General features: G+C 66.0%; 12 protein-coding genes. 7 read left to right on the top strand and 5 right to left on the bottom strand.

Annotated elements, in window-relative coordinates; all coding sequences use genetic code 11:
• Window positions 1-5: 5 nt before the first annotated feature.
• Window positions 6-1,193 carry a CoA transferase gene (locus IVB40_RS26650; RefSeq protein WP_247816792.1) on the top strand — a complete coding sequence of 396 codons (1,188 nt, stop codon included), beginning with the start codon at window positions 6-8 and terminating at the stop codon, window positions 1,191-1,193.
• 134 nt (window positions 1,194-1,327) lie between these two features.
• On the opposite strand, the gene IVB40_RS26645 is transcribed toward IVB40_RS26650, so the two are convergent.
• The gene (locus IVB40_RS26645) at window positions 1,328-2,050 is read right to left on the bottom strand and encodes a DUF72 domain-containing protein (RefSeq protein ID WP_247816791.1); all 723 of its coding nucleotides are present in this window, start codon (window positions 2,048-2,050) and stop codon (window positions 1,328-1,330) included.
• A gap of 93 nt (window positions 2,051-2,143) precedes the next feature.
• Here IVB40_RS26645 and IVB40_RS26640 point away from each other — a divergent pair, with 93 nt between their 5' ends.
• The gene (locus IVB40_RS26640; RefSeq protein ID WP_346283302.1) at window positions 2,144-2,359 is read left to right on the top strand and encodes a hypothetical protein; all 216 of its coding nucleotides are present in this window, start codon (window positions 2,144-2,146) and stop codon (window positions 2,357-2,359) included.
• 6 nt (window positions 2,360-2,365) lie between these two features.
• Here IVB40_RS26640 and IVB40_RS26635 read toward each other — a convergent pair whose 3' ends face one another.
• The 4 genes from IVB40_RS26635 to IVB40_RS26620 form a co-directional block, all read right to left on the bottom strand.
• Window positions 2,366-3,514: an amidohydrolase gene (locus IVB40_RS26635; protein ID WP_247816789.1), complete on the bottom strand. Its 1,149-nt coding sequence runs from the start codon at window positions 3,512-3,514 to the stop codon at window positions 2,366-2,368.
• Between the two features lie 104 nt (window positions 3,515-3,618).
• The gene (locus tag IVB40_RS26630) at window positions 3,619-4,707 is read right to left on the bottom strand and encodes a mandelate racemase/muconate lactonizing enzyme family protein (protein WP_027568739.1); all 1,089 of its coding nucleotides are present in this window, start codon (window positions 4,705-4,707) and stop codon (window positions 3,619-3,621) included.
• Between the two features lie 74 nt (window positions 4,708-4,781).
• Complete coding sequence (locus tag IVB40_RS26625; protein WP_247816788.1) at window positions 4,782-5,975, bottom strand: M20/M25/M40 family metallo-hydrolase; 1,194 nt, start codon at window positions 5,973-5,975, stop codon at window positions 4,782-4,784.
• A gap of 24 nt (window positions 5,976-5,999) precedes the next feature.
• Window positions 6,000-7,253: an MFS transporter gene (locus tag IVB40_RS26620; protein WP_247816787.1), complete on the bottom strand. Its 1,254-nt coding sequence runs from the start codon at window positions 7,251-7,253 to the stop codon at window positions 6,000-6,002.
• Window positions 7,254-7,395: 142 nt separating this feature from the next.
• On the opposite strand from IVB40_RS26620, the gene xylB reads away from it, so the two are divergent.
• The 5 genes from xylB to IVB40_RS26595 all read left to right on the top strand — a co-directional run bounded on the left by xylB (window position 7,396) and on the right by IVB40_RS26595 (window position 13,553).
• Window positions 7,396-8,841, top strand: coding sequence for a xylulokinase (xylB, locus tag IVB40_RS26615; RefSeq protein ID WP_247816786.1), 1,446 nt, complete (start codon window positions 7,396-7,398; stop codon window positions 8,839-8,841).
• Window positions 8,842-9,051: 210 nt separating this feature from the next.
• Window positions 9,052-10,587 (top strand): sugar ABC transporter ATP-binding protein, encoded by a 1,536-nt coding sequence (locus IVB40_RS26610; protein WP_247816785.1) that lies wholly within the window; start codon window positions 9,052-9,054, stop codon window positions 10,585-10,587.
• Entirely contained in the window at window positions 10,580-11,620 is a 1,041-nt protein-coding gene (locus tag IVB40_RS26605) for a ribose ABC transporter permease (protein WP_247816784.1), read from the top strand. Before IVB40_RS26610 ends, IVB40_RS26605 begins: the two co-directional genes overlap by 8 nt.
• 96 nt (window positions 11,621-11,716) lie before the next feature.
• On the top strand, window positions 11,717-12,664 hold the full coding sequence (locus IVB40_RS26600) for an ABC transporter substrate-binding protein (RefSeq protein WP_247360109.1): 948 nt from the start codon (window positions 11,717-11,719) through the stop codon (window positions 12,662-12,664).
• A 400-nt stretch (window positions 12,665-13,064) separates the two neighbouring features.
• The gene (locus IVB40_RS26595; RefSeq protein WP_247816783.1) at window positions 13,065-13,553 is read left to right on the top strand and encodes a hypothetical protein; all 489 of its coding nucleotides are present in this window, start codon (window positions 13,065-13,067) and stop codon (window positions 13,551-13,553) included.
• Window positions 13,554-13,583: the final 30 nt, after the last annotated feature.

The following is a 13,583-nucleotide window of genomic DNA, read 5'->3' as shown; positions in this document are numbered from 1 at the left end:
GATCGATGGGAGGGGTTCTGGACGGCGTCCGGGTTCTCGATTTCGGGCGCTATATCGCGGGGCCCTATTGCGCGACCTTGCTGGCCGAATTCGGTGCCGAGGTCATTCGCGTGGAGAAGCGCGACGGCAGCGAGGATCGCTTCGTGGCGCCGGTCGGCGAAAACGGCGAAGGCGCGCTGTTCCTTCAGGTCAACCGCAACAAGAAGTGCCTCACGCTCGATCCGATGAAGCCGGAAGGGCAGGAGGTGATGCGCCGCCTGATTGCGACCGCGGACGTGGTCGTCGCCAATCTGCCGCCGCAGACCTTGCGCGCGATGAAGCTCGACTACGACTCGCTCAAAGCGATCAAGCCCGACATCATCCTGACGACGGCCACCGCGTTCGGCGGGCCGGGGCCATGGTCCGACCGCGTCGGCTTCGACGGCGTCGGCCAGGTCATGTCGGGCTCGGTGTACATGACGGGCGCCGGGGATCCGCCCTACCGGGCCGCGGTCAACTGGGTCGATTTCGGGACCGCGCTGCATTGCGCGTTCGGCACGCTCGCCGCGCTGATCGAGCGCGGCAAATCCGGGCGCGGGCAGATCGTCGAGGGCGCATTGCTCGCAACCGCCTTGTCCTTCACCAACGCGACGCTGATCGAGCAGGCCGTCATCAACGTCAATCGGGTCCCGACAGGCAATCTCGGCCAGACCGCGGCGCCCGCCGACATCTACCGCACCAGGGACGGCTGGGTGCTGTGCCAGGTCACGGGGCATCCGCTGTTCAAGCGCTGGGCGAAACTGATGGGCGAGGAGGAGGTCTGGCTGAACGATCCGCGCTTTGCCGACGACATCAGCCGCGGCAACAACGGCCCTGTCATCAGCGAGCGGATGGCGCGCTGGTGCGCCGAGCGCACCACGCAGGAAGCCGTCGACACCCTGGGCAAGGCCATGATTCCGACCGGCCCCGTGCTGAGCCCGCAACAAGCGCTGGATCATCCGCACGTCCGCGCCGCCGGATTCATGCAGGACGTCGACTATCCAGGTCTGCCGAAGCCCGCCCCGGTGGCGCGCGCCGCCGTCCGCCTGTCGGAAACGCCCGGCGAAATCGCGACGCGCCCGCCCACGCTCGGCGAGCATACCGATCTTATCCTGAGCGAGCTCGGCTACGACAAGGTTGCGATCGCGGCGCTCCGGCAAGCCGGCATCGTCTAGCAAGGGCACGGTATCTTTGCGGCGAAACACGGCCTCATCCTGAGGGCCCGCCGCAGGCGGGCGTCTCGAAGGATGGCCGCAGACGAGATTGCCGCATCGTCCAGGCCATAGGCAATGTTCCGCGCTTGTTGGCGCTACAGCAATTGCTTCAACGCCCGGGCATCGGCGGGCGCCGCGCTCTTCTGGTCGTTGTCGAAATAGACGTAGACGTCGCAACCCTGTCGCTTCCAGGACTTGATGCGCCGCGCCCATTGCGCGAGCGTGGGTTTCGTATAGTGCCCGTGATAGCGCCCGCTTGGTCCGTGTCCGCGCACATAGACGAAATCCGCCGTGCGCTTCCACGGCGCGGGTGCGTCGTGATGGTCGGACAGGCACAGCGAGATGTTCTCGTCGGCCAGCATCCGCAAGATGCGCGGCTGATACCAGCTGGGATGACGGAATTCGAAACTGTAACGCCGCTTCCGCGACAACAGCTTGAAGAAGCCGGCGAGGCGGTCCGCGTCGGCTTCGAATTGCGGCGGCAGCTGGAACAGGATCGGGCCGGCCTTGCCGCCGAGCCGTGAGATGCGATCCTCGAGCAGCTCGAGGCTGTTCACCGAGCGATCCGACAGGCGCTTCCAATGCGTGATGAATTTCGAGGCCTTCCAGGCGAAGACGAAATCGCGGTCGGTCTGGTCTCGCCATCCCTTGACGGCCTCGGGCGTCGGGGTGCGGTAGAACACTCCGTTCAGCTCGGTGGTGTCGAACTGCCCGGCGTAATAGCTCAGCTGCTGCTTCAGCGTCACGCCCTCGGGAAAGAACGGGCCTCGCCAGGAGGCGTAATGCCAGCCGGAAGTTCCGATCAGAACGCGCGCCATGTTTGCAGTGTCCATCCGTTGCATTTGCCGGATGGGAACGTCCGTGCGGCCGATACGTTGCTCGTGAGCTTGATCAACGCAGGACCGGAACCGATGTACGCGCTGTTCGAAGGCAACAAGCAGATCGGCGACCCCTTTCCCTCCGAGAAGGAGGTGTGGGAAGCCGCATTGATCGAGGGGCTGGTGACCGACGTGCCGGTCGCGGACGAGGAGGGCGGCAGGCTTCTGCCTGCCGGCTATCACGTCGCGCAGGTCGAGGAGACGTTCGAGCCGAAGCCGGCCTGGAAGCTGCCGCGCGAGATCTCCTGAGCGGGCCTAGTTCGAGGCCAGCGCCGCCTTGGCGACTTCTGCCATCCAGCCTGATGCCACCGGCAGGATCGCGTCATTGAAATCATAGCGCGGGCCGTGCAGCTCGGCGCCATCACGCAATTCGCCATTACCGATCCATACGAAGGCGCCGGGGCGCCGCGAGAGAAAGTGGGCGAAATCCTCACCGGCCATGCTGGGCGCGAGGTCGCGCCGCAGCTCGGCCTGTACCTTGTCCGCGGCGAGGCGCGCGAGATCCGCCTCGGCCGGCGTGTTGATCACGACGCCGACGCCAATGACGATCTCGGGGGTCACCTTGACGCCGAAGCTCGTGGCGATCCCGGCGCAGATCTGTTCGATCCGCGCCACGACGGTGTCCTTCACCGCATCGCGATGGTAACGCAGCGTGCCGCCGATCGAGACGCGTCCGGCGATCTGGTTGCGTGCCGTGCCGCCTTCGAGCGTGCAGAGCGAGAGCACGGCGGTGTCGAGCGGATCGACGCTACGCGACACGATCGATTGCAACGCCACGATCAAATGGCCGGCCGCCATCACGGGATCGCGGGTCAGATGCGGCATGCCGGCGTGTCCGGCATGGCCGTCGATGGTGATGGTGACACGCCCGCCGGAGGCCATGACGACGCCGTCATGGACCGCGATGGTGCCGGCAGCAAGGCCCGGCCAGTTGTGAAATCCGAACACCCGCTGCATCGGAAAGCGCTCGAACAGCCCGGCCGCGACCATCGCGCGCGAGCCGCCATAACCTTCCTCGGCCGGCTGGAAGATGAAATCGACCGTCCCGCTCCAGCTGGTGTCGGCGGCGAGCAGCGCGGCGGCGCCGAGCAGCGAAGCGGTATGCCCGTCATGGCCGCAGGCATGCATCACACCGGGATTTTGCGAAGCGTAAGCTAGCCCCGTATCTTCGGTGATCGGCAGCGCATCCATGTCGGCGCGCAGGCCGACGCGGCCCTGGGCGTGCCCGCGCGTCAGGGTCGCGACGATGCCGTGGCCGCCAACCCCGGCCTCGAAGGAAATGCCGAGCTCGGTGAGCTTGTCCTGCACGAAGGCGGCGGTAGCTTTCTCCTGGAGGGACAGTTCGGGATGCGCATGCAAATGCCGGCGCCACGCGGTCAGTTTCTGGTGCAGCTTGGGTGTCAAGGCGGGAATCTCACAGCTTGTGTGTCGGCCTCAACACCATAGCCGAATAACTGCAGCTTGCATCAGGCGTCAGCGAATGCCTCGCGTGCAGCAACGCGTCCCGCCTACGCCGACAGCTTCGCCAGCCCGTCCCAGTCGAAGCTGATGCCGTGGCCGAGACGGTCCGGCGCGAGCGCAAGCCCGTCCTCCAGCACCAGCGGATGCTCGATATATTTGTCGAGCCCAAAACCGTGCGCCTCCAGATACGAACGGTTCGGGCAGGCCGCGAGCAGGTGCACGGTGATGTCGTGCGCGCCATGGCTGGTGACGGGCAGGTTGAACGCCTCCGCAAGCCGCGCGATCTTCATGAAGGCGGAGACGCCGCCGCAATTGGTGACGTCAGGCTCGGGATAGGACACCGCGCCCGCGACGATGTAGTTCTTGAACTCCCATAGCGAACGCAAATTCTCGCCCGCCGCGATCGGCACGCCACCGGCCTGCATGATGCGGACATGGCCCGCGACGTCGTCGGGAATGATCGGCTCCTCGAGCCAAGTGAGGTCGTAGGGTTGGAACGCGCGGGCGGCGCGGATCGCTTCCTCGACCGTCCATTTCATGTTGGCATCCACCATCAGCGGAAAGCCGTCGCCGAGATGCTGTCGCATCGCGGAGACCTTCGCTATGTCGGTTTTGAGATCGGGCCGGCCGACCTTCATCTTGATGGCGCGAAAGCCTTTGGCGAGATTGCCGTCGGTCTGCTCCAGCAGCGCCTCGACCGAGAGATCGAGGTCGATGCCGCCGGCATAGCAGGGCACGCGCGCATCGAACCCGCCGAGCAATCGATACAGCGGCAATTTCGCGCGCCGCGCCTTCAAATCCCACAGCGCGATGTCGAGTGCCGAAAGCGCCAGCACCGCCGGCCCGCCGCGGCCGCCGTAATGCAGCGCCCACCAGACCTGATGCCAGATCGCCTCGGTGTCATCGGCCTCGCGGCCCTCGACCAGCGGCGGGATTTCGCGCTTGAGGATGTCGGCGACGGCGCCGCCATTGCGCCCGACTGTGTAGGTGTAGCCGACGCCTTCGGCGCCATCGGCATCGTGGATGCGGCAGGTGATCAGCTCGAACGCCGCGATGTCGCCATGGGTGGAGTCGGAGAGCATGACGGGGAGGGGGATCCGGTAGAATCCGGTCTCGATGTTTGAAATGCGTGCCATGCGGCCTCCCTGCGTTTTCTTTGCAGGCTAGGCCGGCGCGCACCGTCCGGCAAGCGCGCGCCGTGCAAGGCAGCTCACCGCATCGTTGCGAGCTGCACGGCCAGCGCGCAGGCGCGATCGTATTCGTCCAGATTGATCCACTCGTCGACCGTGTGCACCTCATTCTGGCCGGCGCCGAAGGTCACGGTCGGAACACCGTGGCGGACCATCCAGTTGGCATCGAGGCCGCCATTGGCGGTGCGAACGTTCGGCGTGCCGCCGACGGCGGACACGGCGTCCACTGCGCGTTTGACGACGGGAAGGTTGTCCTTCATGCGGAACGGGAAATAATCGGTCTCGGCCTTGAACTTGACCTTGCCGAACTTGCCTTGCGCGTTGGTGACCTTCTTGGCCGCCTTCTCGAACGCGGCCTTGTAGGCTTTCGTGATCTCCTTGAAGAATTTTCCGTCATGGCTGCGGCTTTCCCCGCGCACATGCACGTAGTCGGTGACGACATTGGTGGCATCGCCCGCAGGCCGCCCTTCGCCGCCGGTGACGGGGCCGACATTGCTGGTGCCTTGCTGCTTGCGCTTGACCACCTTGCCGAACCAGCCGCCGGCCTTCACATCGGCGAGCGCGAGGGCCATGATCATGGTCGAGGAGATGCCGCGCTCCGGCGCGACGCCGGCATGCGAGGCGCGGCCGAAGATTTCCACGGTCCAGCGGTCGGCACCTACGGCGCCGATGACGACGTTGGAGGCCGAGCCGCCGTCATAGTTGAAGGCCATCACCGGCGAGCCGAGTTCGTCGAGCTTGACGTGGCGCGCGCCGTAGAGCCCGCTCTCCTCGCGCACGCAGAACAAAAGCGTGATCGGCGGATGATCGAGCTGCTGCTTTTCGAGCTCGGCGGCCAGCGTCACCAGCACGCCGCAGCCGCACCGGTTGTCGCCGCCGAGCGCGGTCTTGGCGTCATTGACGATCTTGCGACCCGACTTCTTCGGCTTGGCGCCGGCGCATAGCGGCACGGTATCCATGTGGGTCATGAACATGATGCGCGGCTGGTTGTGCAGCGCGCCGCGGCCGGGCAGGTCGACGATGAGGTTGCCGGTCTCGGTCGGCACCGGAATGCGGGTATTGGCGTCGTCGAGCCGGATCGCCTTCGCCGGCACGCCGCTCTCCTTCAGCGCGGCCGTGAGCTCACGCCCGATCGCGGCCTCCTGTCCGGTGACGCCCTCGACGGCGAGAAAGCGCATGAGGCGGTCGGTCGCGGCTTTGGTGTCGACAGGCATGAGATATCCCCTTGATGCAGGACTCTACTCTATCGCCGGTCTTGGCGAGGTGTAGACCAAAAAGATCAGCGCGCCGATGCCAAGCATGGCAGCCATGAAAAGCAGCACCGCCGGCAGCCCCGCGAACGCCGCCACCGCACCGGTGATCGACTGCATCAGCGCCGCGCCGAGGAAGAAGGCGAGGTTGATCGCCGCGAGCGCCTTGCCTGCAACTTGCGCGTCGACCAGCTGCCGCGACATGCCGAACAGCAGCGGCTGCGCCGAGGTCGCCAAGCCGATGAGCACGAACAGCACCAGGTCGTATTGCGGTGGCATCACGGGCACGCCGAACAACACGGAGACCGCGTAGTGCGGCGCCCCTAACGCCATCAGCGCCAGCAGCATTGCGCCGACCAGGTGCGTTCCCGCCACCAGCGCGCGGCGGCGGCCGATTCTGCGGTCGATCATGCCGACGAGAAGCGGGCCTGCGATCATCGCCAGCGTGAACGCGCCGAGCTGGTTGCCGGCATCGACCCGCGACAATCCCTTGACCTGCATCAGCCACGGCCCGCCCCACAGGCCGCGCAGCACCAGCGATGTCGCAAGCGACACCAGCGCCAGCGCGATCAGGCCGCGCAAGGGCCGCGACAGTCCCAGCCTGAGCACCTCGATCATCTGCGACAGCGGCGAGGATTCGTCCTTGTGCTCGGCCGGCTGGCTCGGCACCAGCAGGAACACCGCGAGCGCCACGGCGACGCCGCCGAGCGCCGAGATCCAGAACCCGGCGCGCCAGCCGTAAGTGTCGACCATGAAGGCGAGCGGGCTCGACGACAACAGCATGCCGATATTGCCGATCGAGAGGATCGCGCCCGACCACAGCCCGAAGCGCGCGGCCGACAATTGCTTGGCCGCCAACGTCATCGGGCACATCAGCATGCCGGAGGTGGCGACGCCCAGCAGCACCTGACCGACGGCGAAGCTTTCGGGTCCCGTCGCAAAGCCCGACGCGATGGCGCCGATCACGGTTCCCGCGAGCAGGCTCAGCGACACCGGCCGCACGCCAAAGCGGTCCATCGCCGCACCGACCGGGATCTGCGCAGCCGCAAACGCGAACGGGTAGACCGAGGTGAGGCTCGCCAGCGCCTGGGGTTCGATGCCGAAATCCGCCGCCATCAGGTCGAGGCTGACGGCGGGAATGGTACGCAGCAAGGTCGAGAGCATGTGCCCGCAGGCCAGCGCAAGCAGCGCAAAGATCAGCGCGCGGGTGGCTCCCGCGTCGTGGGTGGCGGCGGTGGTCATGGGCGTTGCGTCCCGAGAAGGTTTCGGGTGGGTTACATGATTGGCGGGTGCATGCCAACATCGGGACCGCCATGGCCGCGATGTCATGGACGCACAAGGGAATGGACGCGCAGCGGACTGGACGCGCAAGGCAAGTAGCATCATGTATCTCGGCATCGATCTCGGCACCTCCGCCGTCAAAATCGTTCTGGTCGACGACGCGCAGCGCGTGGTGGCGAGCCGCAGCCGGTCGCTGACGGTCTCCTCGCCGCGTCCCGGCCATTGCGAGCAGGAGCCGGCACAGTGGATCGAGGCGACTTTCGCGACGCTGGACGCGCTGAAGGCGGATCACGCGCGCGAGCTGGCCGAGGTCGAGGGCATCGGCCTGTCCGGCCAGATGCACGGCGCGACGTTGCTCGACGGCAACCACACGCCGTTGCGGCCCTGCATTCTCTGGAATGACGGACGGTCCTTTGCGGAATGCGCCGAGCTGGAGCGGCGCTGGCCCGCCTTGCGGACGACGACAGGCAACAAGGCGATGCCGGGATTCACCGCGCCCAAACTTCTGTGGGTCGCCAGGCACGAACCGGAGATCTTCGCGGCGACAAAACTCGTGCTGCAACCCAAGGCCTATCTGCGCCTGGTGCTGACGGGCGAGGCGATCGAGGATGTTTCGGACGCCTCGGGTTCGCTGTGGCTCGATGTTGTCAGTCGCGATTGGTCGGATGAGGGGCTCGCCGCGACCACGCTGTCGCGCCGGCAGATGCCGCGCCTGGTCGAAGGCTGCGCGCCGGCGGCACGGCTGCGGAGCGAGTTGGCGCAGCGCTGGGGCATGACCGGGCAACCGATGCTCGCCGGCGGGGCCGGCGACAATCCGGCGGGAGCCGTCGGCATTGGCGCCGTCAATCCCGGCGCAGCCTTCATTTCGCTCGGAACCTCCGGCGCATTGCTGGTGCCGACCAAGACGATCGCGGCCAACCCGGAGCGGGTCGTGCACACCTTCTGTCACGCCGTCCCCGGCAGGTGGATTCAAGCCGGCGCGATCCTCTCGGCGGCATCGTGCCTGGCGTGGATCGCGCGGCTGTTCGGGACCCCCGAGGCCGACCTGTTGGCGCCGCTCGGGTTGCGCCCGAGCGCGCCGTCGCCGGTCAGCTTCCTGCCGTACCTCTCCGGCGAACGCACCCCGCACGATGACCCCGACGTGCGCGGCATGCTCGATGGCCTCAGTCACGCCACCGATCGTGACGCGGTCGTGCAAGCCGTGCTCGAAGGCGTCGCCTTCGCGCTTGCGGACTGCCGGGACGTGCTTGCCGAGACCGGACTGGCGATCGCGGAGGCCGATGTCATCGGCGGCGGTTCGCGGTCGCGGTTCTGGCTTGCAGTGCTGGCCAATGTCCTGAACATGCCGGTGCATCGCTTTGCCGACGGCGAGACCGGCGCGGCGTTTGGTGCGGCGCGGCTCGGCCGCCTCGCCGTCACCGGTGAGGCGATCGACGCCGTCTGCACCGCGCCACGGCGCGTCGAGACGTTCGAGCCCGACGGCGCGCTTGCGCAGGCCTATGCCGAGCGGCTGCCGCAATGGCGCCGCCTGTACCGTCCGCGGCGCTGATCGCGATACGCGATGATGTGGCGAAGAAAAGGCATCACGCGCGAGATCGGTTCCGTCTGCAAAAGATAAAAGCAGCGCAGGACCGTTGGTCGGCATGCGGGAGGTATTGCCCTGCGCCACAACCTTTTGTTTAATGCTCGCACCCGCGCCGGGGACCAACGAGACGCGGGTGAGATTGCGATGCCGCCGTCGGCGCGTCGGGGAGGTGTGATGAGCGAGCCCATCCTCGAGATGCGCCGGGTCTCTAAATCGTTCTTCAGCATCAAGGCGCTGCGCGATGTCGACCTCACCGTCTACGCGGGCGAGATCCACGCCTTGATGGGCGAGAACGGCGCCGGCAAATCCACCCTGATGAAGATCCTGTCCGGCGCCTACCGGCCGGACCCGGGCAGCGAAATCCGCATCGACGGCCAGCCCGTGCAGATCAGCGGCCCGCTCGGCGGCCGCGCGGCCGGCATCGCGATCATCTATCAGGAACTCTCGCTCGCCCCCAATCTGAGCGTTGCGGAGAATATCTATCTCGGTCGCGAGGTCTCCCGCGGCGGCTTGCTGGCGCGCGAGGCGATGCAGGCCGGCGTCGGTCCGATCCTGGCGCGACTCGGCGCGGATTTCACGCCGCAGACGCTGGTCGCCAATCTCTCGATGGGCCAGCGCCAATTGGTCGAGATCGCGCGCGCGCTGCACGCCCGCTCCAGGATCCTGATCATGGACGAGCCGACCACCGCGCTGTCGGCCGGTGAGAGCGAAAGGCTGTTCGCGCTGATCCGCCAGCTGCGCGCCGAAGGTCTCGCCATCATCTACATCTCGCATCGCATGGACGAGGTCTATGCGCTCGGCGATCGCGTCACGGTGCTGCGCGACGGCACGCTGGTCGGTTCGCTCGACAAGGGCGACATCCGCGCCGACACCATCGTCCGGATGATGGTGGGACGCGACGTCTCGTCCTTCTACAAGAAGGAGCATGATCCCAGGAACGATCCCAACGCGCGATCGGGAGCTCCCGTGCTCGCGGCCGTCGACATCGCCGACGGCAGGCGCGTCAAGGGATGTTCGCTGACGGTGCATGCGGGCGAGGTGGTCGGCCTTGCCGGCCTGGTCGGCGCCGGCCGCACCGATCTTGCGCATCTCATCATCGGCGCCGCGCCGATGGTCTCCGGCCATGTCGAGATCGAGGGGCGGGCGGTCTCGATCCGCACGCCGGGCGAGGCGCTGGACGCCGGCATTGCCTATCTCACCGAGGACAGGAAGGCGCTCGGCCTGTTCCTCGACATGTCCTGTCTCGACAACATCAATCTCGCGGTGCTGGGCCGCGACGCGAAATTCGGCGGCATCCTCGACCGCGACAAGGCCCGCGACCGCGCCAAGCGCGCTTTTGCGGGCCTCGGCATCCGCGCTGCGAATGTCGGTGTTCCCGCCGGCGGGCTCTCCGGCGGCAACCAGCAGAAAGTGCTGCTGTCGCGGCTGCTCGCGATCGGCCCGAAGATCCTGATCCTCGACGAGCCGACGCGCGGCGTCGACGTCGGGGCCAAGTCCGAGATCTATTCGATCATCGACAATCTCGCGAAGTCGGGCACCGCGGTTCTCGTCATCTCGTCCGACCTGCCCGAGATCATCGGCATCTGCGACCGCGTCATCGTGATGCGCGCGGGACATATCGCCGGGCAGATCCGACGCGACGCGACATCGCCGCTCAGTCAGGAGGAGATCATGGCCCTCGCCACTGGAACGGAGCAGCTCGATGCCTGAGAACGGCGCTTCCGCGAAAGCGGCTCCCGTGGCGTCCGGTCTTGCCGCCGCGCAGGAGACGAAGCGGCAGCGGACGCGGATGATCATTCGCGCGGTCGGCATGCTGCCGGTGCTGCTGTTGCTGTGCGTCGGCTTTCACGTGCTGTCGGACGGCCGCTTCTTCACCGGCCAGAACATCGGCATCGTGGTGCAGCAGTCCGCGGTCAATACCGTGCTGGCCGCAGGCATGACCTTCGTCATCCTCACCGGCGGCATCGACCTGTCGGTCGGCTCCATCCTGGCGGCGTCGGCGATGGCCGGGCTGATCATCTCCAAATTCCCCGATCTCGGGGTGCTGTGGTTGCCGGCCGCGGTGCTCACCGGTGCGGTCTTCGGCATTCTCAATGGCGGCTTGATCGCGCTGATGCGCCTGCCGCCCTTCATCGTCACGCTGGGATCATTGACCGCCGTGCGCGGCGCGGCGCGCCTGCTCGGCGCCGACACCACCGTGTTCAATCCGTCGATCCCCTATGCCTTCATCGGCAACGGCGCCTTGACCCTCATTCCGGGCGTCGTGTCGATTCCGTGGCTCTGGGTGATCGCGTTGCTGGTCATCCTGGTGTCGTGGCTGGTGCTCAAGCGCACCGTGCTCGGGGTGCACATCTATGCGGTTGGCGGCAACGAGAGCGCGGCGCGGCTCGCCGGCATCAAGGTCTGGGCCGTGCTGATCTTCGTCTACGGCGTGTCGGGCCTGCTCGCCGGTCTCGGCGGCGCGATGCAGGCGGCGCGGCTCTATGCCGCCAATGGCCTGCAACTCGGCCAATCCTACGAGCTCGACGCCATCACCGCCGTGATCTTGGGGGGCACATCCTTCGTCGGCGGCATCGGCTCGATCTGGGGAACGCTGGTCGGCGCGCTGATCATTGCGGTGTTGTCGAACGGCCTGATCCTGATCGGCGTGTCCGACGTCTGGCAATATGTGATCAAGGGTCTGGTGATCATCGGCGCGGTCGCACTGGACCGCTATCGGCTGCAGGGCTCGGCGCGCACTTGAGAGCAAGAAATGCAGCGGGCGCTGCGCCCTCATGTTCATTCCGTCACGGCAACTGGTCGCCGTGCCGGAGCTTCAAACAGACCAGGGAGGAAGCCAATGTTGAAGTCGATCTCGTTTGCCGGCGCCGCGATGGCGCTCGTCCTGAGCTCCGCGCCGTCCGGCGCCAAGGAGCTCAAGTCGATCGGCGTTTCGCTGGGCTCGCTCGGCAATCCGTTCTTCGTCGCGTTGTCGAAGGGCGCCGAGTTCGAGGCCAAGAAGACCAATCCCAATGTGAAGATCACCACCGTCGGCTTCGAATATGATCTCGGCAAGCAGGTCACCCAGATCGACAATTTCATTGCCGCGGGCGTCGACCTGATCCTGCTCAATCCCGGCGATCCCAAGGCGGTCGGCCCGGCGATCAAGAAGGCGCAGGCCGCCGGCATCGTCGTCGTCGCCGTCGACACCGCGGCCGAAGGCGCCGACGCCACGGTGACCACCAACAATGTCCAGGCCGGCGAGATCTCCTGCCAGTACATCGTCGACAAGCTCGGGGGCAAGGGCGACGTCATCATCGAGAACGGCCCGCAGGTTTCCGCGGTGATCGACCGCGTCGTCGGCTGCAAGAACGTGCTCGGCAAGAATCCCGGCATCAAGGTCCTGTCCAACGACCAGGACGGCAAGGGCTCGCGCGAAGGCGGCCTCACGGTGGCGCAGGGCTATCTGACCCGCTTTGCCAAGATCGACGCCATCTTCGCCATCAACGATCCGCAGGCGATCGGCACTGACCTTGCCGCGCGCCAGCAGCAGCGCACCGGCATCGTCATCACCGCGGTCGACGGCGCACCCGACATCGAAGCAGCGCTCAAGGACCCGCAGGCGACGCAGATCCAGGCCTCCGCCTCGCAGGACCCGTTCTTCATGGCCCGCCGCGCCGTGCAGGTCGGCGTCAACATTCTCAACGGCCAGAAGCCGGCGTCCACCGTCGAGCTGCTGCCGTCGAAACTCGTGACGCGCGACAATGTCGGCGAGTACAAGGGCTGGACCTCGGACCGCTCGCAGTAGCAGGCGGAAGACGGCTGGTGCCTGGTGCGGCGCTGGCCGGCCTCGCGTGGTGCGGTGTTAGCCGGGCATGCAGCGGTCGACCGGGCTTAGGTCGGCCGCGCTCTGTTAGGCTCATGATCATGAGGTCGTAGGTTCAAATCCCGTCTCTCATCATAGTCGCAGGCTCGACCAGCCGACGTCCGCTTTCCGACACCAAGCGACTTTCAATGCATGAGTTCAGCTTGTGATCCATTGCGGAAGTGAGATGGTGTTGGTAATCTGCGACCGTAAGTCGTCGTTCTTCGACGCCTTTACGCGATTGCGGCAACCTGAGCTTGACCAAAGACATGAGCGGAAATTTCACCGGTGCGCTCTACCAAACTGGTCTTCGGTTGAACGCCTCATAGAGCGTTGAGCACAGGTGAAGCTGCCCGGCATGGAAGTACAAGCGGCAAGGCCTCTCCTCAAGACGATCGGCTTCGTATTCGGGTTGTTCTGCCTTCTTATGGCCTATGCTTCGGGCGTTCGTCTTTACGAACACTTGCTGGGGGGCCGCTCCATGCCACAGCACAGGGTAAGCCTTGTGCTCGATATTGGCGGGAATGTTCTCCTTTTAGGCATGAGTTGCTTAGGGGTGATTGCAGTATTGCTCATCGGCCGAAGAGGGTTGGACCGTGTTGTAGGAACCTGGCCATATGTCCTTCCTGCGGTCTTGGTCGCCGTATTCTGCGCGACGATAGCCGCTACGCTGGGCGCCAGACAAATGACCTGGGTTCTTCCGGCGGCCAGCCTTTTTGGCCTCATCGGGCTATGGGCCGGATGGAGTGTTCTTAGACAGCATGGACTGCCTATCACTACCCGCGTCTCGGACATGTCCCTGATCCGAAAACAGAACGAGACCAGTGAGTGACGGGGCATTCCGAACGTACGGCTGCTTCTG

This window comes from Bradyrhizobium sp. 40 (assembly GCF_023100925.1).
Taxonomy (GTDB): domain Bacteria; phylum Pseudomonadota; class Alphaproteobacteria; order Rhizobiales; family Xanthobacteraceae; genus Bradyrhizobium.
This window is presented reverse-complemented; position numbering and strand designations above follow the sequence as displayed.